This window comes from Nostoc sp. DedQUE09 (genome assembly GCF_034530915.1).
Lineage (GTDB): Bacteria > Cyanobacteriota > Cyanobacteriia > Cyanobacteriales > Nostocaceae > Nostoc.
Map to the genome: position 1 here is coordinate 16236 of NZ_JAVRCE010000044.1, position 23611 is coordinate 39846.

At 41.1% G+C, this 23611-nt stretch carries 11 protein-coding genes and 1 pseudogene; 9 read left to right on the top strand and 3 right to left on the bottom strand.

Annotated features, from left to right (window positions below; all coding sequences use genetic code 11):
* Positions 1-25 precede the first annotated feature (25 nt).
* On the bottom strand, positions 26-157 hold the full coding sequence (locus tag RMY27_RS23855) for a hypothetical protein (RefSeq protein ID WP_322667365.1): 132 nt from the start codon (positions 155-157) through the stop codon (positions 26-28).
* Positions 158-757: 600 nt separating this feature from the next.
* Here RMY27_RS23855 and RMY27_RS23860 point away from each other — a divergent pair.
* Entirely contained in the window at positions 758-1174 is a 417-nt protein-coding gene (locus RMY27_RS23860) for a hypothetical protein (protein WP_322667366.1), read from the top strand.
* A 128-nt stretch (positions 1175-1302) separates the two neighbouring features.
* Complete coding sequence (locus RMY27_RS23865; protein WP_322667367.1) at positions 1303-1929, top strand: peptidoglycan-binding protein; 627 nt, start codon at positions 1303-1305, stop codon at positions 1927-1929.
* Here RMY27_RS23865 and RMY27_RS23870 read toward each other — a convergent pair.
* Positions 1924-2046 (bottom strand): hypothetical protein, encoded by a 123-nt coding sequence (locus RMY27_RS23870; protein WP_322667368.1) that lies wholly within the window; start codon positions 2044-2046, stop codon positions 1924-1926. The genes RMY27_RS23865 and RMY27_RS23870 overlap by 6 nt on opposite strands.
* Before the next feature lie 169 nt (positions 2047-2215).
* A pseudogene (locus tag RMY27_RS23875) lies at positions 2216-2934 on the bottom strand (IS630 family transposase); the annotation flags it as partial.
* Positions 2935-3451: 517 nt separating this feature from the next.
* Here RMY27_RS23875 and RMY27_RS23880 point away from each other — a divergent pair.
* The 7 genes from RMY27_RS23880 to pglZ all read left to right on the top strand — a co-directional run bounded on the left by RMY27_RS23880 (position 3452) and on the right by pglZ (position 23607).
* Positions 3452-6076 (top strand): PD-(D/E)XK nuclease family protein, encoded by a 2625-nt coding sequence (locus RMY27_RS23880; RefSeq protein ID WP_322667369.1) that lies wholly within the window; start codon positions 3452-3454, stop codon positions 6074-6076.
* A complete protein-coding gene (gene brxF, locus RMY27_RS23885) occupies positions 6073-9927 on the top strand; it encodes a BREX-3 system P-loop-containing protein BrxF (protein WP_322667370.1) in 3855 nt (1284 codons plus the stop codon). The genes RMY27_RS23880 and brxF overlap by 4 nt, the downstream gene beginning before the upstream one ends.
* 28 nt (positions 9928-9955) lie before the next feature.
* Positions 9956-13666, top strand: coding sequence for a DUF6079 family protein (locus tag RMY27_RS23890; protein WP_322667371.1), 3711 nt, complete (start codon positions 9956-9958; stop codon positions 13664-13666).
* 121 nt (positions 13667-13787) lie between these two features.
* Complete coding sequence (locus RMY27_RS23895; protein WP_322667372.1) at positions 13788-16709, top strand: DNA methyltransferase; 2922 nt, start codon at positions 13788-13790, stop codon at positions 16707-16709.
* 195 nt (positions 16710-16904) lie between these two features.
* On the top strand, positions 16905-18833 hold the full coding sequence (locus RMY27_RS23900) for a hypothetical protein (RefSeq protein ID WP_322667373.1): 1929 nt from the start codon (positions 16905-16907) through the stop codon (positions 18831-18833).
* Positions 18830-21625, top strand: a complete 2796-nt coding sequence (locus tag RMY27_RS23905) for a DEAD/DEAH box helicase (protein WP_322667374.1) — start codon at positions 18830-18832, stop codon at positions 21623-21625. Before RMY27_RS23900 ends, RMY27_RS23905 begins: the two co-directional genes overlap by 4 nt.
* Positions 21622-23607, top strand: coding sequence for a BREX-3 system phosphatase PglZ (gene pglZ / locus RMY27_RS23910; RefSeq protein ID WP_322667375.1), 1986 nt, complete (start codon positions 21622-21624; stop codon positions 23605-23607). Before RMY27_RS23905 ends, pglZ begins: the two co-directional genes overlap by 4 nt.
* Positions 23608-23611: the final 4 nt, after the last annotated feature.

A 23611-nucleotide genomic window follows, 5' to 3' on the forward strand; every position in this document is an offset into this window, starting at 1 on the left:
TCGCGAAGCGTCTCGTAGAGAAGCGTTAGCGAGTCATCGATAGCGGAGCGTTAGCGAGTATTCGAGCGTCGCGTCTTGATTCTGACTCCTGAATTCTGACTTCTTCAACTTGGTTAATTGCTTCATTTTCAGTTAGATTTGATTTTGATATTTTCACAAAATTCTGAAAATCTAATAGCTATTCTTTCATAAAAATTTGATTCCAAAAATAAATAAATACAAAATTTTTGTGTATATATAAAATCGAAAAATATCCTTCAAGTCCTTTGTTTGTCGATTGACTTACTCAATGGCTTACAGTCTGTTGGAACTATCTGAAAAAAGTCAGATGTTCGTAATTAAGTTTCTCACCTTAACTGATGTATATGATGTTTTAAATAAAGTAATTTATCTCTTAACTGATTTAAGTGATATTTATGTAACTGTAACTAAATTCATGGATATTTTTTGATAGAAAAAGTAAAATATACAACGTATATTAAAGCTATATTAAGAAAAGTTTTAAGTTGATCTCCAAATTACATATCAAAAAATTAATAGATGGTGCTTTGGGCTAATTTGCCTGTAAATAGATTAACTGATTTATCTGCACTTGAAGTCAAGAAGAAAACATGGGAAATTTAAATCTGTCTAAAAATTTTAGGGCTTCTGTTCTCTATATTTGTTCCAGGATGGGTAAGTTTAACGAGCAAATACGAAAACAAGCTACAAAAGCTAGGTGAAGTTTAATTTGTCAATATTTAGGTGAACAAAAATCATGAAACTTAAAACATTACTTATTACCACTGTTGTATCTTTAGCATCATTTGTTACGACTTTTCCAGTGAAAGCAAATATTTCTCAGGAAGGAGTGCAAAGAATTAATGATATTTCTGTAACCTCAAATTCTTCTGTTGTAAATCAGTTAAACCAGCCTTATCTCATCGCTAGACCTAATTGGGTGACGCTAGCTGGAGGACGGTCAAAAAGAATTAATCTACGTACAAGACCAACTATCAACTCGGGTACTAAAGGCTACGGGTTAGGTGGCGATCGCGCCCAAAATTTACAATGCGTTCAAGACAAAGATAGACGTGGTAGTCAGCTTAACTGGTGTCGAGTGAAATTCCCAAGATCGGGAGCGATTGGTTGGATTCGTAGCGACAACATTATTTTCAGCGATGGTGGCGAATAAAATTGCAGTCTACACCATAGACACTGGACGATGGCTTTGAGTGAGCCTATTGCTGTTCAAGAATCGCTTAATTTGTGGTGTGAAAAGTTTGTGAGTTTTTAGTTTTTAAAAGATTAAGGTGTTAATCAATGGAATATATTGCTTATTCATCTATGTTCGTGGCCTACGAAGAGGCAAACGGTCAGGCAAAATCTATCGACTATGAATTTCCCAAGTTTGACTTAGATTGGAAGAAATCTCTGAAATCTTCTGTTTGGTTATCGTTAGCTGGTTTTATAGTATTTTTTACAGCTATTACCCAAGTGTCAGCAGCATTAGGCGCTTATGTCAGAACTAACGGCAGTTGTCTTAACGTGCGTGTAAGCCCCTACACTAGTTCTTCAGTTGTAGACTGTATTCCCAACGGTACTAGAATTACCAGCACTGGTAGAGCCAATGGTTTTGTTCGCCTATCCAGAAATAGATATGTAGCTGCAAGATGGGTAGGTGATACGTATAACTCTCGTTCAAACAACCCAACCTCTGCTGGAGTAGGTGGACGCATCACACTCAGTTATGGTTCTAGAGGTTCTGCTGTATCACAAGTACAAAGGCGTTTAGGGATTAATCCTACAGGTTATTACGGAAATACGACTATTGGGCTAGTCCGGCAGTTTCAAGCCAACAATGGTTTGCGTGTCGATGGTATAGTCGGCCCCCAAACTCGCAGTGCTTTATTTGGATCGTATAGCACTGTAAATGAAGGATACTTATAAACCGAGACGGGTGACACCCCTAGGTGGCTGGTGCGGATCTTCAGAGGCTGCGGTGGATAAAGAAGGTATTTGACTGTGGGCGATCGCATTCCAGCCAAGCACCATTGCAATCGCCATTAAACTAATTATTACAAACCTGATTGTTGAACGGAGGAAGCTATTCAATAGGAACATATAGCAATCCTGAATCAATCGTGAGAAAATAGGTAGGAGGGCATAAGTAGCGGGTCTTTCTTCTACTTCTAGAATGACTTTATCATCAAAGCCTCATTGCTCAACCTCCGAGCAACTCACATCCGGCTTCCTGAATCAGTAGTTCAATGCGACCTCCTTTATGAAACGTGGCATTATCCATGACCACTACCTGCCCTGGTATGAGTAGGGGAATCAGACAAGTTTCTAGCCAAATCTCAAATACAGCCCGATTACAGGCTCCTTCGACAGTAAACGGAGCCATCTGTTGCCCAAGACATTGGGCTGCGATCATATTCACTCGCCCTTGTCGTCGTCCTGACTTCAAGGCATAAAACCGTTGTCCTCTCTCATTCCAGCCAAAACCGTAGTCTTCTCGGTTGTCCATGCCTGCTTCATCTACATAAACAATCGTTTCATCCGCAAGGCGGGCCAACTCCTCTATGAACGTTTGCCGTTTCGACTCATCCCGTTCGAGGTAGCCGTAGGTCTTTTTTTTCGCGTAAATCCAATTTTCTTTAGAGCTCGTGAGATTGTGCGTAAGCGAAGCTCGCCGCAGGCATCGCTAATCTCACCCTGCCATAATTGCGCCATCTCCACCTGAGTTTTATCTCCATGAGTCTTGGCAAACGCCTGAAACTGCTCCCAGTCTGTAATTTTATGGTTGTTGCCTCTTGGTCGGTTAGGCAATGCCCTCACATCTCCCGTTTGGGCTTTACGTTGCAACCACAGGTTGATCGTGTTGCGGCTGATATTGAACAGTTCACTCGCTTCGCTTTTCTTTAGTCCATCTAACTCGATGGCTTGGATCACTTTCTGACGGAAGTCGTTGTAAACAACTAAAAAAGTTGTACAATTTGCGCGGCTACAAGCACTATTATATCGTTAGCTACTGAGAACTTTTGAAAAAATAAAGTTATACAATTTCATCATGCTACCATCCAAAAACAAATAAAAAAGTTGTACAATTTTACAAACGACTTCCCTGTAAGGATTTGGGAATATTCGCTCTAAGATTTAGTGGTGATCGCATTCCAAGTACAAAGCTGAATCAACAGCTTGAGTTTCGAGAGATGCGATCGCACTTTATTTCACTTTACCTATAGTCAGTAGCATTGAGTGACGCAGCATTTGTACAGGCACAATTTTGTTTCCATAGTGTGCAATATACGCAAATCAGAATCACGATCGCCCGATTAACCGATCGCATCTCGTGATTCAGTATGAGATGTATAGACAGTTATGAGTACCGAGGTTATAACTCAAGGAAGATGGACTTTCACGATAGGGAAGCCAAAACTAAACCTCAAAAATTGGCAACCACAATTAAATGAAGCGACTTGTTGACTTCAGCCTACCTCATAGCTATTTAATCCAGCAGTTAGCTAAGTATCCCTCTCTTAAGGTAATTACCCCAACTTCACTTGCAGCACGAGCATTAAAAGTACCACACCAAAGCTTAGAAACTTTGGGAAAACAAAGTTTGCTAGAAGCAGGTATTCGAGTTGCACCAATACTAATCGCATTACGCTTGCTGCATACAGCAGTAGGTAGAGTTATTCAAACATCTGATGTTGAAGGAACTACACGCGCTCTGTCTTCTGCGGTCAAAGCTATATTGCGTGCCGGAATCAATCCAGAATCACTTGCTGCTGTTAGTAGTAATCGTACCCAAAAACTAGCTCTTTTAGCTCAAACATACGTAAGTTTGCTCAGAGAAAGGGGCATGATAGATCCTGCTGAAGTTCTGTGGCAGGCTAGCGGTGCTATTACTAAACATCAACCAGTTCTGATTTATGGCTACTTTCATCCCCGCATTGACCAACTTAACTTTTTAAATGCGATCGCAGATGATGACAGTGTGATGGTATTGCCTTGTCCAGAGTCTAGCAACTTTGTAGATCCTAAAAAAGCTGTGGAATGGTTACAGCAGCAGGGCTGGGAAGTACAAGCCTTGGAAGAAACTACTCTTTCATTAGGTGAGCAACTGCAAAATTGTTTCCTTAATACGACAATAGTTCCTCCTAATGTCAAAGTCTACATTTATCCACACTTGGAATCAGAGGTACGTGGCGCGTTAGCCCAGGTAAAAAATCTTCTCAGTCAAGGAACGCCAGCAAATGAAATTGTGCTTGTCGCTAGGGATGATACATTCTATGGCCCGTCAGTCTTAGATGTAGCTTACGAGTACAAATTACCAGTACGCGCTCTTTATGGAGTACCGTTGAACGCCACTAGGCTGGGAGCTTGGGTACAGTTACTATTGGAAGTTATCCAAGAAAAATTTCCCTTTGAGTTAACTGCCAGATTGCTTAGGCATCCCTTGTGTTCTTTTTTATCTGCCCAAGTTTGGCAAGAAGCTCGTAAACAGCATCCATCTGACCTTTTGGCATGGCAAGGTTTGGGCATTAACCTTTCCCTGCTCGATTGGCAGTACGAAGATACTCGCGATAATTGGGTAGAACGGATGCAAGATGTATTGAATAAATTTAACTTGCGTCAAGGTGCAGGACGTTGGGCTAGGGAGATTGTTGCTTATTATGAATTTCAGGAAGTGCTGGTGGACTTGTCGAAACCAGAAGAGGAAGTCATCAGTTTCGGAGAATTTGCTGCGGATGTTATGGGCAGTTTAGCACTGGTGACTGTGCCTGCCCAACCTGGTAGAGGAGGTGTGGAATTGCATACACCCCTTTCCTTATTTGGAGCAAAATTTCGGCACGTTTTTGTCTTGGGTGCAGTAGAAGGTATTTTACCAGCGCTAGTACAAGATGACCCAATATTGGATTTTTACGAACGTAAACTACTGCGCCAACAGGGGTTTGAGTTTGAGGATGCGGCACAAGCGGCGCGAAGAGAAGTAATTTCATTCTATGCTTTACTACAAACTCCTATCCAAAGCTTGACTTTTTCTTACCCGCAGATGATTGGCAAGGAAGCCACTTTACCCAGTCCTTACTTGTCCCGATTGAGATTGGAAATTTTGCAACCTCCACCTTTACCTGTTGCCAGCTTAGAAGAGGCACGACAACTTTATCTTCGACGTGAGACTTTAGCAGACGATGATGTTTTACCACAGGCATTTCATGCTTGGAATGTGGAAAAACGAAGAGAAGGAGCAGACTCTTATGATGAGTACGATGGAGTAATTGGTCTGCCATTAGACCCGGATAGACGAGTATTTAGTGCATCTCAACTAACTGCTTTGGGTCAATGTCCCTTTAAATGGTTTGCTAATAAAGTTTTAAAATTGGCAGAGTTGGAAGAAGCTGAAGAAGAATTAAGTTCAGGATTAAGAGGTTCTCTCTATCACCGGAGCTTGGAACTAGCTTTATTAAATACTTCAGATTTAAGCATAATTACAGAGAATTTACAATCTGCTTTTGTGCAAGCAGAACAAGACTTACAGTTACCTGTCTTGTCAGCCTGGGAAGCTCGGAGAATAGAACATTTAAAAGTTTTAGGGCGTGCTTGTGTGCAACCTGATTTTCGTCAATCAGAGGCAGAGTTTTTTCATGTAGAGAAAGAGTTTAGTGGAGAATGGTATGGCTTAAATATTAAAGGTGTAATTGATAGAATAGACCGCACTCCCCAAGGTTTAGTTTTATTAGATTATAAAACCAGTTCTCAAGTGCCAAAGGGTATCAAAGATGAATCTGGTAAAGCTAATGTAGATATTCAATTACCTCTATATATTCACTTCGCTAGTACAACTTTGTTTCCTGGAGAAACAGTACATGAAGCTTATTATTATTCTGTAACCAAGGGCAAAAAGCTTCCTAAGAAACAACCAAGCCAAGAAACATTAGAAGCGATCGCTCAAAAAATCAAAACTTTCTTGCACACAGGATATTACGCAGTTGAACCGGATGTCGATCAAAATGCCTGTCAGTATTGTTCTTACGACTTAGTTTGTCGTAAAGGTTCTCGCCAAAGCCGCAAAGGAATTAACCTATGAGTTTGACTGAACAACAACAAAGAGCAGCCTATGCCAACGGTAATGTTGCAGTCATAGCAGGTGCGGGAACTGGTAAAACCTATATGCTTGCGGAACGCTACTTGTATCATCTACGGGTGCGTGAGTTTTCACCTTTAGAGATTGTTGCAGTTACATATACAGAAAAAGCGGCTGCGGAGTTGCGATCGCGCATTCGTCTTTTGGTCAGTCAGGAATTACCAGAACGTTCTGACTTATTGGCAGAACTTGAGGCGGCTCAAATTAGTACTATCCACGCTTTAGCAATGCGAATCTGTCGGGAACATCCCCAAGCTGCGGATGTGCCACCTGATTTTACAGTTTTAGATAAACTGGAGGGAATTCTTTGGGTAAGCCAGTGGTTAGATGAAGCATTGGATTCTTTGCCAGTAGAGCTTTACGAAAAAATTCCTTATTCTTTGATGTCCCAAAGTTTGCAGGCATTGCTTAAAGACCCAATTGCTGCTGAGAAAGCTTTAGCACAGGGTACTGAAAAATGGCAGCAATTGGCACAGGAATTACAAGCAAAAGCTCTGAGTGAGTTGTTGCAGCATCTCACTTGGCAACGAGTTCGTATGACTCTACAAACTTATGTGGGACAAGCAAGCGATCGCTTGGAAGTAGAAACCCGTCAACCAGCTTTGCAAGCAATGAATGCTTTAGAGTCGGGAGAAAATATTATAAAATCGCTATTGGTGATAGTTGGACTCAAACTTAATTTTGGCAGTAAAAAGAATTGGCCGGAGGGAGTCTTAGAAATTGTTAAAAAAACTATCAATGAACTGCGAGATTTAGTCCAAAAAGCTCTTAAAGATGGTTTAGTAACTCTAGAATTTGGTGTGGCTGATGAGCAGTTAAAGACTATGCTACCAGCACTGCAAGAAGCGTTTAGTTTAGTACAAAGACATATTAATCAAGAGAAACACCGTTCTCGTGTTTTGGACTTTGCAGATTTGGAAGTTGGCGCACTGAGAGCTTTACAAGATGAGCAAGTACAGTTTTATTATGCTCAACGATGGCAGGCTTTCTTAGTCGATGAATTTCAAGATACTAACCCTGTTCAGTCGGAGATATTACAATTACTCACGCAAAATACTTTACTGACTATAGTCGGGGATGCTAAACAATCAATTTATGGCTTTCGCCGTGCTGATGTTGAAGTATTTCAAAGTTGGCGCGATCGCATTACCAGTTGTGGTGGAAATGAAGAGATTTTAACCACTAGCTTCCGCACTCACAAACTACTGGTGGATGATATCAACAATATATTTGCCCCATTGTTAGGGAATATACACCAAAATTTAGACGCTCATCGCGCAGACTGCCCTAATTCTTACCCGCCAGTACAAGTTTATACAGTACAAGCCGAGTCAGACATCAATAAACCTCAGCGTTTAAGAGTAGAAGCTTGTCATATAGCGGAACTACTCAAAAAAATGCTAGATGACCAAACTCCGGTTTACGATAAAAAAACTCAGATGCTGCGTCCAATGCTGCCTGGAGATATTGCAATATTGTCTCGCACATGGGAACCGTTGGAAGTTTATGGCGAAGCTTTGGAAAGTGTGGGAATTCCTGTCGCTTTGGCTGGCGGTGGTAATTTACTGGCCACAAGAGAAGCTAAAGATGGTTGGGCATTGTTGCGTTTTTTGGCTGATCCCAGTGACGATTTAGCTTTAGTGGCAGTGCTGCGTAGTCCGTTTTTTGCAGTTAGTGATAGAGTTCTGTTTACTTTCATTCAAAGCCAAGAGCAAAATAAGACCACAGAAAAAGACGAAGAATCGAAAACTAACTGGTGGCAAAAACTAAAATTATCTGATATTCCTGAATTGCAGCGGCCAATACAAGTATTGGGTCAACTGTTGCGCGATCGCAATTTAGAACCCCCAACTCGCCTTCTGCAACTAGCAAATCATCTAACTGGTTACACTGCTGTCATTACTAACTTACCGGGTGCAGCACGGCGAGAAGCTGACTGGCGAGGTTTTGTAGAATTAGTACAGCAGTTAGAACATGGCAGTAGTGATGTGTTTGCCGCAGTCCGTCGTATTAAGCGGTTAGCAGCAGCAGAAATAAAAATACCCCGTTTACCTTTATCAGCTAATGATGCAGTGGCTTTAATGAGTATCCATGCTGCTAAAGGCTTGGAGTGGTCAGTAGTAGTTATTCCTGATTTAGCCCGTTCCCAATCCCATCCCAGCGAAACAGTTTACTTTGACCCTGCATACGGTGTTGCTTTGAAGTTAGAGGATGAGCAAGGTGAAACTCAAAAGCCTGTGCTATACGTTTGTTTGGAGCATTTGCGGAAACAGAGGGAAGAAGCAGAGGCTTTGCGGTTACTGTATGTAGCTTTAACCCGTGCGCGAGATCAACTAATTCTGACTGCAACCCACGAATCTAGAGGTAGTTTAAATAAGTTAGAACTTGGTTTAACTGCTGCGGGAATTTCTCTAAATACTATTCCCTTTAATTCAGAATTAGCACAACCCCCAGTGCCACCAGAACCACCTTTACCACCAGAACCTCATAGTTTACTAATCAATTCTGTCGGAGCAGGTTTATTTGAATTACCTGTCACTGCTTTAAGTGAGTATGCCCTATGTCCCAAACGGTTTGCTTATCGGTTTATACAAGGTCATCCAGGGATTGGCTCAGGCGTTGGAAGGGCAAGGCGAGTCGGAACTTTGGCACACTTGGCTTTGGAACGGGATATCCGCGACTTAGAAACACTAGCAGGATTTGACGTTAGTTTGGCAAAAGAATATGTTGATGAGGCTTTGCAGCTAGCACAGCGATTTGATCGAGTGGTAGATTTTGCCTTGTTTCAAAAAGGGCAGTGGGAGTTGCCTGTAAATTTGAATATTGGGCGCTTGACCTTTAACGGTATTGTTGATTTATTAGGAGAAGACTGGGTTTTAGATTTCAAAACTGACCAAGAAATAGACCCACAACATCACCGTTTTCAGCTTTGGGCTTATGCACAAGCAACAGGAAGCACTAATGCTCACATAGCTTACCTGCGGCATGATTATTTACACTCATTTAGCATTGAAGAATTGCAAAACACTGGTCAAGAGGCAGAAATTTTAGTTCAACAGATTTTGGATGGAAATTTCCTGGCTAATTCTTCCCACACTAATTGCGGCTTTTGTGCATATCAGGAAATTTGCGACGAACGTTATCAAGCAACAGATGAGGCAGTAGAGTCAACTCCCTTTCAAATGGCAGACACAGAAACTCAGGATCAGGAAGACAGGGAAACAAATGAAAATTCTTCTTCATCTGCAAAGTTATCGTCTGAGGTGAACACGCAGCCTGAACAACCAAATATTGCTGAATATGAATTAATATCCACAAAAATTAGCAGCTACTTTCCCCAAGCCGCACAAATGTACTATCAGCTGATTATAGTTCCATGTGATGCCTGCGGCAGGCAAAGCGATCGCACTCAAAAAATCAACTTTCAAAAAATTTCCGATTTTGGTAACAATAGATACATAAACGTTAGCCTAGAATTGAGTCGAGAGTTACTAGAGTTGACACAACGGCAGCGTTCTTTAAAAGCAGAAGAGTTATTAAAAAAAATAGTTGGGAATCCTAATAATAGGGTAATTTTTTTAGAACACTTGGAGATTCTGTTTGATACTTCTCTCAACCTTGACCCATTACAGTGTCTCAAGAAATTAGCCCGCAATCGTACCATTGTGGCTAGATGGCACGGTAATATTGAGAACAATAATTTAATTTATGCTGAACTAGGACATCCTGAGTACCGTCGTTATCCTGTAAAGGATTTTTTAATCGTTAACCTCGAACAGATGCAAGCCAGCTAAAGCTAATAACTAGAGTAAAAATGGTGCTATGAAATACGGTGAGTTAATTCAATTTGAGCCTATTGAGACTGTAATTCAATTACAGGATGCTAGTGAATTAGCTGAGGCACAGCGACTGGTTTCCACTTATGTAATTTCTCAAGAGATGGCAGATCGTCTAGCATCTGTAGTTTTTCCGAATTTGCAATTTGAGCAGCCTGCTGATAATAAAGGTATTCTGGTTGTAGGAAATTACGGTACTGGCAAGTCGCATTTGATGTCAGTGATAAGTGCGATCGCAGAACATAAAGAACTTTCTAGCTATCTGCAAAATCCTCAAGTTGCTGAAAGTGCGCGTCCCATTGCTGGTAAGTTCAAGGTGATTCGCATAGAACTGGGTTCGACAACAATGGATTTGCGAGAAGTTGTCTGTTCCCAGCTAGAAGAAGCACTCTTAACTTGGGGGATTGGATTTCAGTTTCCACCAAGGGATACAATCCCTAATCATAAGGGTGTATTTGAAGATATGATGGCGCTTTTTCACGAACAGTTTCCTGACCAAGGTTTGCTGTTTGTGATAGATGAGTTCTTAGACTATTTACGCAGTCGCAAAGACCAAGCCTTAATTCTTGATCTGGGATTTTTAAGAGAATTAGGCGAAGTTTGCAAAGATTTGAGGTTCCGCATTATTGCAGGTTTGCAAGAAACTTTGTTTGATAATCCTCGTTTTGCATTTGTAGCTGATGCAATTCGTCGAGTCAAAGACCGTTTTGAGCAAATATTAATTGCTCGTAGAGATATTAAATATGTAGTTGCAGAACGTCTGTTAAAGAAAACCGCAGACCAACTAACAAAAATTCGAGAACATTTAACTCCTTTCGCAAAGTTCTACGGCAATATGAACGAGCGGATGGATGAATTTGTCAGGCTGTTTCCCATTCACCCGGATTATATTGATACATTTGAGCGAATTACTGTTGCTGAAAAGCGGGAGGTGCTGAAAACTCTGTCTGTGACGATGCGGAAATTGGTCAACCAAAATATGCCGCAAGATGCACCAGGTTTAATTGCTTATGATAGCTACTGGGATACCCTCAAAGAAAACCCTTCCTTCCGCGCAGTTCCCGATATTCGCGCAGTGATTGATTGTTCCCAGGTGCTAGAAGGACGCATTCAGCAAGCTTTGACTCGTCCTATTTATAAACCAATAGCATTGCGAATTATCGCCGCGCTATCAGTACATCGTTTAACTGTAGGAGATATTTACTCACCTTTGGGTGCAACACCAGATGAGTTAAGAGATAGTTTATGTCTCTATGACCCAGTAGTAGCAGAGTTAGGGGGTGAGCCTGCGGATGATTTGCTCTCCCAAATTGAAACGGTATTACGGGAAATTTATAAAACGGTCAGTGGGCAGTTTATTTCTTCTAACACTAATAATCGTCAATATTATATTGATTTAAAGAAAACAGATGATTATGATGCTTTGATTGAGAAGCGATCTGAGAGTCTGGATAGTTCACAGTTAGACAAATATTATTTTTTAGCACTCCAACAGGTGCTGGAATGCACAGACCAAACTTATGTCACTGGTTATCGCATTTGGTTGCATGAGTTAGAGTGGACGACCAAAAAAGCTACTCGCCAAGGCTATTTGTTTTTTGGTGCGCCAAATGAACGTTCTACCGCAGCTCCATCAAGAGATTTTTATCTGTACTTTATTCCACCTTTTGACCCGCCACCTTATAAAAAAGAAAAAAATGCTGACGAGGTTTTCTTTGAATTAGCAAAGCCTGATGATACCTTTCGACAGAATTTGAACAAGTATGCTGCTGCATTAGACTTAGGTTCAACTTCATCGGGACAAGCGAAGAGAAGTTATGAAGATAAGGCAAAAGGCTTTCTACGTAATTTGGTTAATTGGCTGCAAGAACACATGACAACAGCCTTTGAAGTTACTCACCAAGGAAAAAGTAAATCCTTTTTGGAATGGATGAAGGGTGTTAAAGCAGCGAGTGGTGCGCGTGCAAATGTACGCGATCTTCTCAATACAATTAGTTCTGGCTGTTTGGCTAGTCATTTTACCGATCAAGCACCAGAATATCCTACTTTTAATGTGCTGATTACCAGTGCGAACAGAAGCCAAGCTGCACAGGACGCATTGCGATTTATTAAGGGTAGCAGCAAAACCCAGCAAGCGATCGCAGTTCTTGATGCTTTAGAATTACTCGATGGCGACAAGCTTGATGTTCATAGCTCCAAATATGCCAAATATATTTTGTCTCTTCTACAGCAAAAGGGTTCTGGTCAAGTTCTCAATCGTGTAGAAATTATTCAGGATGTATTGGGTGTGGAGTATATGGCTCCTGGTCAATATCGCCTAGAACCTCAGTGGGTTGTGGTTTTGTCTGCGGCATTAGTTTACAACGGGGATATAGTATTAGCTGTTCCAGGTAACAAGTTCGATGCTAATAATTTAGATACTTTGGTAACTACTTCTGTTGAGGATCTAATTAACTTTAAGCACCTTGAACAACCGAAAGATTGGAATTTACCTGCACTGAGAGCATTATTTGAGCTATTGGGATTGACACCAGGAATGGCTCAGTTGATAACTCAGGGTCAAGCTGAACCAGTTCAGGAATTGCAGAAAGCTGTTACTGAAACAGTTAATCAAATTGTATTAGCACGGCAGAAATTACAAACTGGGTTAATTTTCTGGGGGCGAAATCTTTTAAGTGATGTATTACAAAATGAATATCGCTCTAATTTAGACCGAACTAAAACTTTTTTGGAGTCACTGCAATCTTTTACTACTCCAGGTAAGCTGAAAAACTTCCGCTATCAAGAGCAAGAAATTACTACACACCGTAGTGGTTTGCAAACCCTGGCAGAAATTACTGCACTGCAAGATTTACTCACTAATCTGGGCGCAATTGCATCTTACCTGACAACAGCCGAGGCAGTGTTACCGAGTGAACATCCTTGGTTAGCTAAAATGCGACAGGTGCAGGGAGAAATTCTGACAGATATCTTAAATTCCCACAAGCGTTCTGCGGTTAATTTTCGCCAGCAAACCTTGCAAAAACTAACAGACCTGAAGCAGGATTACATCCAAAATTACATGGCATTGCATACTACCGCGCGACTAGGTGTAAATGAAGGCAGGCTCAAAGCCCAGTTGCTTAAGGATGTGCGTTCGCAAAGTTTACAGAAATTGACGACAATAGATTTAATGCCAGCTACTCAGTTCCGGGATTGGCAAAATAATCTGGCAAGTTTGAAAACTTGTGCAGTATTGACTGAGCCGGAATTGCAAGCCACAGCGATTTGTCCCCACTGTCAGTTTAAACCAGCAACTGAGGCAATAAACATACCTGCTAGCAGTGAGTTAGGGGAGATTGAAACAGAGCTAGACCAAATTTTGGCTAACTGGACGCAGACACTACTGGCAAATTTAGAAGACCCGACAACGCGAGAAAATTTGAATTTACTCAAAACTGACCAAAGACAGTTAGTAGATGGGTTTTTGGCATCACGGATTCTACCTAATCCATTGACAAACGAGTTTATTCATGCGGTTAAGGAAGTCCTTTCCGGTTTGGCGAAAGTGGTAGTGAAGACGCAAGACTTACAAAAAGTTTTACTTGCAGGTGGTTCACCTTGTACTGTACAAGAAATGAAGAAGCGTTTTGATGATTATCTTGGCGACCTTGCAAGAGGTAAGGATTTAAGTAAGGTCAGGATTGTTGTTGAATAAAATAACCCCAGGCTTAACTCCCTTCTAGCTTCCTGGTAGGAGGAGTTTATTCTGAGAGAATTTTCTCTAGGAATTGGAAGTGCTTGAGAGAAGACAATATAAACCAAAGCAGAGTCATCAAATGGAAGGACAGCAATTACCACTAGATATTCAACTTAATACAAATTCTGAAGAAAAAGGTGCAGTTGAGTGCCTTGGTATGACTTTTGAAAGTGATGAGGCACGCCGAGGTTATTTTACAGAAAAGTTACGAGAGAAATTACGAGAACCAGAATTTCGCCAGATAGAGGGATTTCCTATTGGTCAGGATGAAGAGATTTTAGCACTTTCTGATCCACCTTACTATACTGCCTGTCGTAATCCTTTTATCGAAAATTTTATTAATTATTGGGATCAAGAAAAAGATAATAACTCTTCTTCTGAAACTGAAGAATATCATCGGGAACCTTTCGCCGCAGATGTAAGTGAAGGGAAAAATGACCCGATTTATAATGCTCATTCCTATCATACGAAAGTGCCGCATAAGGCAATTATGCGTTATATTTTGCACTATACAGAACCTGGAGATATTGTTTTTGATGGTTTTTGTGGGACGGGAATGACGGGTGTTGCAGCACAGTTGTGTGGTGATAAAGCAACAGTGGAATCTTTGGGTTATAAGGTGCAGACTGATGGCACTATTTTGGATGAAGAAGGTAAAGCTTTTTCTAAATTAGGTACTAGACGTGCAATTTTAAATGATCTTTCGCCGGCAGCTACATTTATTGCTTACAACTATAATACGTCTGTTGATGTATCAGAGTTTGAAAAAGAAGCAAAGCGGATATTGGCTGAAGTGGAAAAGGAATGCGGCTGGATGTATTTAACGCTGCACAATCCCAACCCAGAACAGATTGGAAGAGGAGTTTCACTACTTAAAGAATCTAATAATCTACAAGTTGATATTCCAAATAGCAGATTATCTTTTGGAAAAATTAATTATACTGTTTGGTCTGATGTTTTTACCTGCCCTGAATGTGCTGATGAGGTAGTATTTTGGGAAGCAGCTATAGATAAAGCAGCTGGTAAGGTGCTTGATGATTTTTCATGCCCACATTGTAATGCTCGATTGACTAAACGTAATATAGAACGAGCATGGGTGACAAGATTCGATACTGCTATTAATGAGACTATAAAACAATCTAAACAAGTACCAGTATTAATTAACTATAGTTTTAATAATAAAAGTTTTGATAAAAAAATTGATCTTTTTGACTTGGCTTTAACAAAAGAAATTGATAATCAGAACATAGGTGATTACTTTCCGACAGAGAGAATGCCGGAGGGTGAAGAATCTCGTCGCAATGATCAAGCTGGAATTACACACATACATCATTTTTATACGACAAGGAATCTATCTGCTTTATCTGTTGTAAATAGGCTGATCAAGACTTCGCCAATCTTACTTAACAAATTTATGTTTTCCAGTATGCTCAATAGAGCAACTAAAATGAATAGAATTCATCTAAAATACTATTTTTTTGGTGGTGGTGGTTGTAATGCTGGTTATCTTAAAGGAACTCTTTATATATCGTCAATTCCTATAGAAACTTCAGTCATTGAACAAATAAGTGACAGAATAAATTGGATAAGTCGTGGATTTAAAAAGCTCACAAACAAGCAAGGTGATTCTTTAACGATAACAGCTTCTGCGGATGATAACTTTGTTCCTAATAATTCTATTGAATATATCTTTACTGATCCACCATTTGGTAATAATATCATGTATTCAGAATTAAATTTTTTAGGAGAATCTTGGCTTAGAGTCTTTACAAATACGAAACGAGAAGCAATAGAAAATAAGGTTCAAGGTAAAGGACTCTTTGAATATCAAGAGCTGATGGCGAAATGTTTTGAACAATATTATAGAGTTCTCAAACCAGAACACTGGATGACTGTAGAGTTTCATAATTCTAGAAACAGTGTATGGAATTCTATACAAGAAGCAATGCAGCACGCTGGTTTTGTTATTGCAGATGTACGGACACTAGATAAAAAGCAAGGTTCATTTAAGCAAGTTAATAGTAGTAATGCTACAAAACAAGACTTAATTATTTCTGCCTACAAACCCAATACTACCTTTGAACAACATTTCCAACTTGAAGCTGGAAGCGAAGAAGCAGCATGGGAATTCATCCGTACTCATTTACAAAAACTCCCTGTATTCGTCGCTAAAAACGGAACAGCTGAAACCATCGCCGAACGCCAAAATTATTTATTGTTTGACCGCATGGTAGCCTTTCATATTCAACGTGGTGTTACTGTTCCTTTCTCCGCTTCCGAATTTTATGCCGGACTCACACAACGTTTTACTAATCGGGACGAAATGTATTTTCTCCCAGAACAGGTAGCAGAGTATGATAAAAAACGTATAACAGTAAAAGAAATTCTCCAATTAGAATTAGTCGTCAGTAACGAAGAAAGTGCCGTACAGTGGCTAAAACAGCAACTTACTAAAAAACCCCAAACTTTCCAAGAAATTCAGCCCCAGTTCATGCAAGTAACAGCCGCATGGTCGAAAGCAGAACAACGCTTAGAATTATCCGAAATTCTCAAACAAAACTTTATCCTTTACGAAGGGAAAGACGCAATTCCTAACCAAATTGTTTCTTGGTTAAAACTTTCATCTCTCCACCGCGATACAATCAACAAAGTTGAAGAAAAGGCCGTACTTTCAGGAAATGGGTTGGAAACAGATCACCTGACTCTTATCAGTGCTGCCAAAGATAGATGGTATGTCCCTGACCCAAACAGAGCAATAGATTTAGAAAAATTACGGGAAAAAGCTTTACTCAAAGAATTCGACGAATATCGTCAAAGTAAGCAAAAGAAACTCAAAATATTTCGTTTAGAAGCTGTACGTGTAGGTTTTAAAAAAGCATGGCAGGAGCGAAATTATCAACTAATTGTTGATGTAGCCGAGAAAATACCAGAAACTGTAATGCAAGAAGACCAAAAATTAATTATGTTGTATGACAACGCTCTTAACAGATTAGAGGAATAAGATAATTTTGGATTCTGCGTTGTAAGTTATTGCAGAGAACTTATATCTCCTATACGGTGGGTATTACCTGCCCTTTCATGGATAGATGCAAATAAATAGTAAAAAATACTACATTATATGTGTTTGACCCACCCTAATTACGAGGTATATCCGTATAATATGTAGCAGTATTTTCCGGGTAAAACCTTGTTATCTATGCTCACCCAAGTACTGCAAACTTACCCCCAGCCTATCGCTTACGCCTATGGCAACATTTATCGTACCCGTTCTCAAGCAGAAAAATTAGATCAAATTCTCCGTTGTGCAGAAGTTACCACCCGTTACCTCTGTGCGTTAGCCATAGCATCCTTTGCGGCACGAGAAGATGCAACAGTTTCACCACCACCCGCTTTAACAGAATTTCGTGGCAATCTAGCTTTTGGTCACTTTCTCAATCTTGTCCAAGCCATTTCTAGCCTTAATACTCGCCATCCATTACAGCTTCTATTTTCCCAGTCCTTCCTAAATAAAAAGAGTATCGCCAAAGGTAAATTAGAAAACTTACTAACCCTGAGAAACGATGTTGGTCACGACTTAAGAGGCTTAAATGAAAACAGTGCGACTACAATTTTAAACACTAAAAACCCACTGTCAACTCTTGAAGAGGTAGTAGAGGGAATTCTGCCTCTCTGTGAGTTGCCTTTATTTTTGGTTGATGCTCATAAACGCAAGCAAAAAATTAGCCATATCATTCGCTTGCTGTTGATGGGAGAACAAAGTGAACCTATGCCAGAGGAAGTTGCAGTTTCAGACTGGTTTTCAGACGAAAAAAGGTTGTATGTCGGCACAACAGAAGGCGCACTTTTACTTTACCCGATGTTGGTGTGGGGTTTAGAATGCAACCGCGCTGCCCAAAGTATTTACCTGATAGATAAAGTTGCTACAGAAAAACTTACGTATAAATCCTTGGCTGCTGTCAGTCCACCAACAGAACCACCAATACCAGATGATTTGTTGCGAGTACTGCAAGGTGAACCTGTGCCGATTGAGGCGATAACACTAAATGATGGCAGAAGCTTTTTAGAGGCTTGGAAAGAACGGCAAGAACTTATTATTACAGGTAAAACAAACGTTTCCCGGAACGTGGGTTGGACGGAATTAGACCAGCAAACTCTGCACTGGTACAGCAAGATTTTAAAGGCAAGGCTTAACTTAGAAATCTTAAATGAGCAGGGAATAACAATTGACTGGAAAAACCCAATAGAAGTAATTCGCCAAATTTTACTGGATGGAAGGGGAGAAGTTACACCCGACGATTTGCACCAGTTAACGCTGCTATTTGGCAATGGTAAAGAAATTCACCGCAAAATAGGACGGGAAATTCTCGACTTACGCGCAAGATTAACAACTGAAGGACGTTGGGATAAACGAGAAGAATTAACTGAAAACTTACTCCAATCACTGCGGAAAGCTATTGATTTTATTACCCAGCACAACCCTATTGAAGGGTTATCTACAGATAATCTCCAGACACCCACCGGTTCTGCTGACTATATTGCTGTCCGCGAAGCTTTGATCAACTTAATTATTCACCAGGACTACACAGACCAACGCACAGTTGCACAAATCGAACTAGTACCACATTGTACAATTATGGTTAATGCAGGTGCATCACTAGTATCAGAAAAAGACCTGATGAACGGTGGAACTAGCACCGCCCGTAACCCACTAATTGCTCGTGCTTTGAAATTAATAGGTTTTGCCGAACTTGGTGGTTCTGGTTTGCGGGAAGTCTCCCGTGTTTGGCGCAATGCTAAACGCCGTCCTCCAATTGTGCTAACAGATGAACAACACAACCGCTTCCGTATCGAACTTGATTCTCGTCCGTTAAAAATTATCGCCGATACTTTTTGGAAACAGCGTTTGGGAGCTACTGTTACCCCCGAAGCTGCAAAAATTCTGGGACTTTTGGGTAATGCTCCTGCGGGAATGACTCTTGCCGCTATTTGTTCAGGGACAGGTACTAACAGCGAAGATGTAATAGTAATGTGTCAATCTCTCCAAAAAGATATGCTGATTGACTTTGAAGCTGAGGTGTACCATCTCAAACCTCATTTACAAGATTTAGCGAGAGAGGCACCATGATGGATGGTGCTTGGTTGTGGAGTGAAGAACATCGCCAATTATGCAAAGTTATTGAAACCCAAACCCTTTGGGGGAATACCTTCCATCGCATCTGGCTACCCAACCGAGAAACTGTAGTTCGCGTTCGCGCAGACACACTAAAACCCCTATCTGTTGCAGGAATCACCACTCCAGCAGGTATTGCCTACATTGCCACATCTGCCCGCATAGCAGATGCACTAACTCAAGATGTACTCCTAGCACCAATTGAATCTGCTGTTATTCCCTTACCGCATCAAATCAAAGCATTATCAAAAGCAGTTTCCAGTAATAGCGTTCGCTACCTGCTAGCTGATGAAGTTGGACTGGGCAAAACCATAGAAGCTGGGCTAATTATGCGGGAACTGAAACTGCGGGGAATGGTGCGACGTATCCTGATAGTTGCCCCCAAAGGTTTAGTCAGCCAGTGGGTAAGCGAAATGCGGCTGCATTTTAACGAAGAATTTCAGCTTATCCTTCCCGAAGACATCAAAACTTTGCAGCGTCTGTATAGCAACCCAGAAAACCAAAATCCGTGGAGTCTTTTTAACCAAGTAGTTTGTCCAATGGACTCAGTAAAACCAATGGATAAACGCCGGGGCTGGACAAAAGAACAACTAGCAGAATATAACCGCGATCGCTTTGAAGATTTAATCGCCGCAGCTTGGGATTTAGTCATAGTAGACGAAGCCCATCGTTTAGGCGGTAGTAGCGACCAAGTTGCCCGTTATAAACTCGGTCAAGGATTATCGGAAGCTGCACCTTACTTTCTAATGCTTTCTGCCACACCGCATCAAGGTAAAACCGATGCTTTTTATCGTCTTATTTCTCTGTTAGATCCTGTTGCCTTCCCCGATATTTCCAGCGTCACGCGGGAACGGGTACAACCTTACGTTATTCGTACCGAAAAACGCCGTGCCATAAACGCCCAAGGAGAACCTTTATTTAAACCAAGACAAACTCAGCTTATACCAGTTTCGTGGTCAGTAAAACATCGTCAGCACCGCCAACTTTACGAAGCAGTTACCGACTACGTGCGTGAAGGTTACAACCAAGCACTAAAACAGAAAAAAAGTTATGTTGGCTTTTTAATGATTTTGATGCAACGGTTAGTAACATCTTCCACCCATGCCATCCGTACCACCTTAGAAAGGCGCTTAGAAGTCCTACGCGAACCAGAAGAACAACTAACCCTCTTCCCAATGTTTGCGGCAGAGGAATGGTCAGAAATGGACGGACAGGAACAGGTTGATTCACTCCTGACAACCCGACTCAAAGCATTTAAAAACGAAAAAGCTGAGGTGGAATTATTACTAGAAGCTGCCAAACTGACAGAAGCCGCAGGTGCAGACCCCAAGGCGGAAGAGTTACTAGACTGGATTTATCGCTTGCAACAGGAAGAAAGCGACCCTGACATCAAAGTTCTGATTTTTACTGAATTTGTCCCCACCCAAAAAATGCTGCGGGAATTTTTAACTCAGCGCGGTATCTCTGTAGTTTGTCTCAACGGTTCAATGGGGATGCAGGAACGCAAACAAGTTCAAGAAGCCTTTGCCAAAGATGTTCGCATTTTAATTTCCACTGATGCCGGTGGAGAAGGATTAAACTTACAGTTCTGCCACGTAGTCGTTAATTACGATATCCCTTGGAACCCAATGCGATTAGAACAGCGCATTGGTAGGGTAGACCGAATTGGACAAACTTTCTCTGTCCGCGCTTTGAACTTCGTGTTTGAAGACACCGTAGAATACCGCGTCCGTGAGGTACTAGAAGAAAAGCTGGCAGTTATTCTTAGCGAATTTGGTGTAGACAAAACTGGCGATGTCCTGGATTCAGCACAAGCCGGACTGATATTTGACGACTTGTATATCAAAACCCTGATCAATCCAGAAAGTTTAGATACCAAAGTTCAAGAAGTTGTTAGTCGAGTACAACAACAGCTTGTAGTAGCCAAAGAAAGTACAGCAATTTACCAAACAAACGAGGAACTAGATCCTACCGCCGCACAACAACTGATAGATCATCCCATCCCCCACTGGGTTGAACGGATGACCATCAATTATTTGCGATCGCATGGTGGCATAGCTGAAAAACAAGGTGACATTTGGAATTTAACTTTACCTACAGGTGAACAGTTAAAAAACACTGTGTTTAATGCAACACAAGCAACAGTCACACCCAATGCCCAACACTTAACCTTAGAAGATTCTCAAATTCGAGGCATGGTTATGGCGAAACAAGTTTTCGCCGAAGGGCAACCCATCCCTTGTATTTCCATCCCAGGCTTACCAGGAGATGTCCAAGGATTTTGGTCACTGTGGCGAATAGCCATTTATACCGAAGATTGGAATCAGCAAAGGATGATGCCCTTATTTCTTAATGATGATGGGCGAGTTTTCTTACCTACAGCCCGTTATATTTGGGAACAATTATTAACAGAGGAAGTGGAGATTCAAAAACACCTCTGTGGAGAAGAAGCAACAAAAGCATTTAGCATAGTCTGGGAAACGGCATTAGTTCAAGGTAAGGGCATTTATGAGGAACTGCTACGGAAACATCACCAACAGCTTGAAAAAGAACGTGAAAAAAGTATGTATGCTTTTGCAGCAAGACGACGTGCAATAGAACGTATTGGACTACCTCAAGTGAGAGATTACAGATTGACGCAGCTGGCCCAAGAGGAACAAACTTGGCATGAAGCGATGCAGCAAAAATCTGAAATCACACCGGAATTAATACCCTTGTTGCTAATGCGCGTGGAGAACTATTCGTGAACTGGCGTAATCAAATTTTAAAAGAATTTACACCACAGGTAGCAAATCTGACGTTAGTTGCAGATCCAGACGGCTTGCTAACGGAAGCAGAGATGCTGCAAACAATACAAGCACGAGGTTTTGAAATAGTCCCTTTTGAAGATGCGATCGCCTTCCGCTACATCTACGAATCCCAATATCGTCCCCAGCAACAACAAGGTGCAGCGTTAGATTTAATTGTTGTTGTCAACAAGGATACACAAGAGGTACGCTTGCTGCCCTATGACTTAGTACAAGCAGGACGGCAGCTTGCTTTCAGTATAGGCAGTTTATTTCCCCATCTCAGCTACAGCGTAGTTAATTCCCTAGACCGCAGCAATTTTGATGCACTATACAAAGCACAGGCACAACATAAGCCAGAACAATTAGGTGAAAATGCTACTAAGGATTTTATTCTACGCTATGTTTACAACATTGATCCCGACTTAATCCAGGAAACATCTGATTTACTGCTAATTCTTTTGCGTTGGCACTATCGGGGACAACGACTACCAGAGATTTTATGCGATCGCTTCATTCAAACTCTGCGCGATCGCCAATTATTTTCCACCTTACCCCTAGAAACAATCATCCGCGATCGCCAAGCCTTCTTTGCCTTTTTGCAGCAAGCTTGGACAGAATTTGTTCGTCAGCACCTAGTAAAGTCAAGCCAAGTTTCTGAAGCAACTGGTACTTACGCCACTGTAACTAAATTGCCTTTCGACAATCAAGATATTCGCATTTACATCAACCATCTTTTTTTAGAAGGTTATCTCCAGCCTATAGACGCTGATAAACTAAAAATAACAACCACAAGCTTGGAGTCAAATTCTTGGATAAAAGTAGGTTTGAGTTTTGACCCAAACGTTGACCAACGCAGACGCTTACAAGGTTTATTAGAATCTTTAGACTCATCCATTCCTTCCAGTGATGCCAATTACCAAGATTGGCTGAAATTTAGTGAAGCGTGGGCAAAATTGATAGTTTTGTGGCATCAAGACAAAATATCAGATTTTTATACACACTTTCTTACCGTGCAAGAAAAGGTAGACAATTCCTTTTTTAGCTGGATAAATTCGCGCTATGGCACACTTTACAGTCAGCCACCAATTCCGCCTGTAGTGTTACACCAAATTCCGCGTTTTTTAAGACGGAATTTGGAAGCATCGAAAACCAATAAAGTAGCACTAATAGTATTAGATGGTCTAGCTTTAGACCAGTGGTTAGTGCTGAAAAACGTGCTGCTTGCACAACGTCCTCAGTTAAAGTTTAAAGACGAAACAGTATTTGCATGGCTACCAACCATCACTTCCATCTCTAGGCAAGCAATATTTGCAGGGAAACCTCCGATTCTTTTTCCCAATAGCCTTGAAACAACAGCTAAAGAAGAACAACTCTGGAAGCAATTCTGGACTGATCAAGGCTTCAATCCCACTGAAGTTGCCTATGCTAAGGGGCTGGGCGAAACAGATAGTCTTTCACTGCTAGAAGAAAAACTATCCCCTAAATTACGGATAATAGGTTTGGTGGTCGATAAAGTCGATAAAATCATGCACGGGATGCAACTTGGTACTGCGGGGATGCACAACCAAGTACGCCAATGGGCAGAACTGGGATGGATGGCGAATTTGATAGACTTGCTGCTGGCACAAAAATTTCAAATTTTTCTGACATCTGACCACGGTAACATTGAGGCAACTGGTATTGGACAGCCCAGAGAAGGTGCGATCGCTGATTTACGTGGAGAAAGGGTGAGAGTCTACTCAGATCCTATTTTGAGGGCAAAAGTTAAAAGTGAATTCCCCAATGCAATTGAGTGGCCACTTTTAGGATTACCAGAAAAATACTTACCGCTTCTAGCACCAGGTCGCCAAGCTTTTATTCAAGAAGGGAAACAAATTGTTGCTCATGGTGGTATTTCTGTTGAAGAGTTAGTAGTACCATTTATTAGCGTTTCAGTTTAATCCA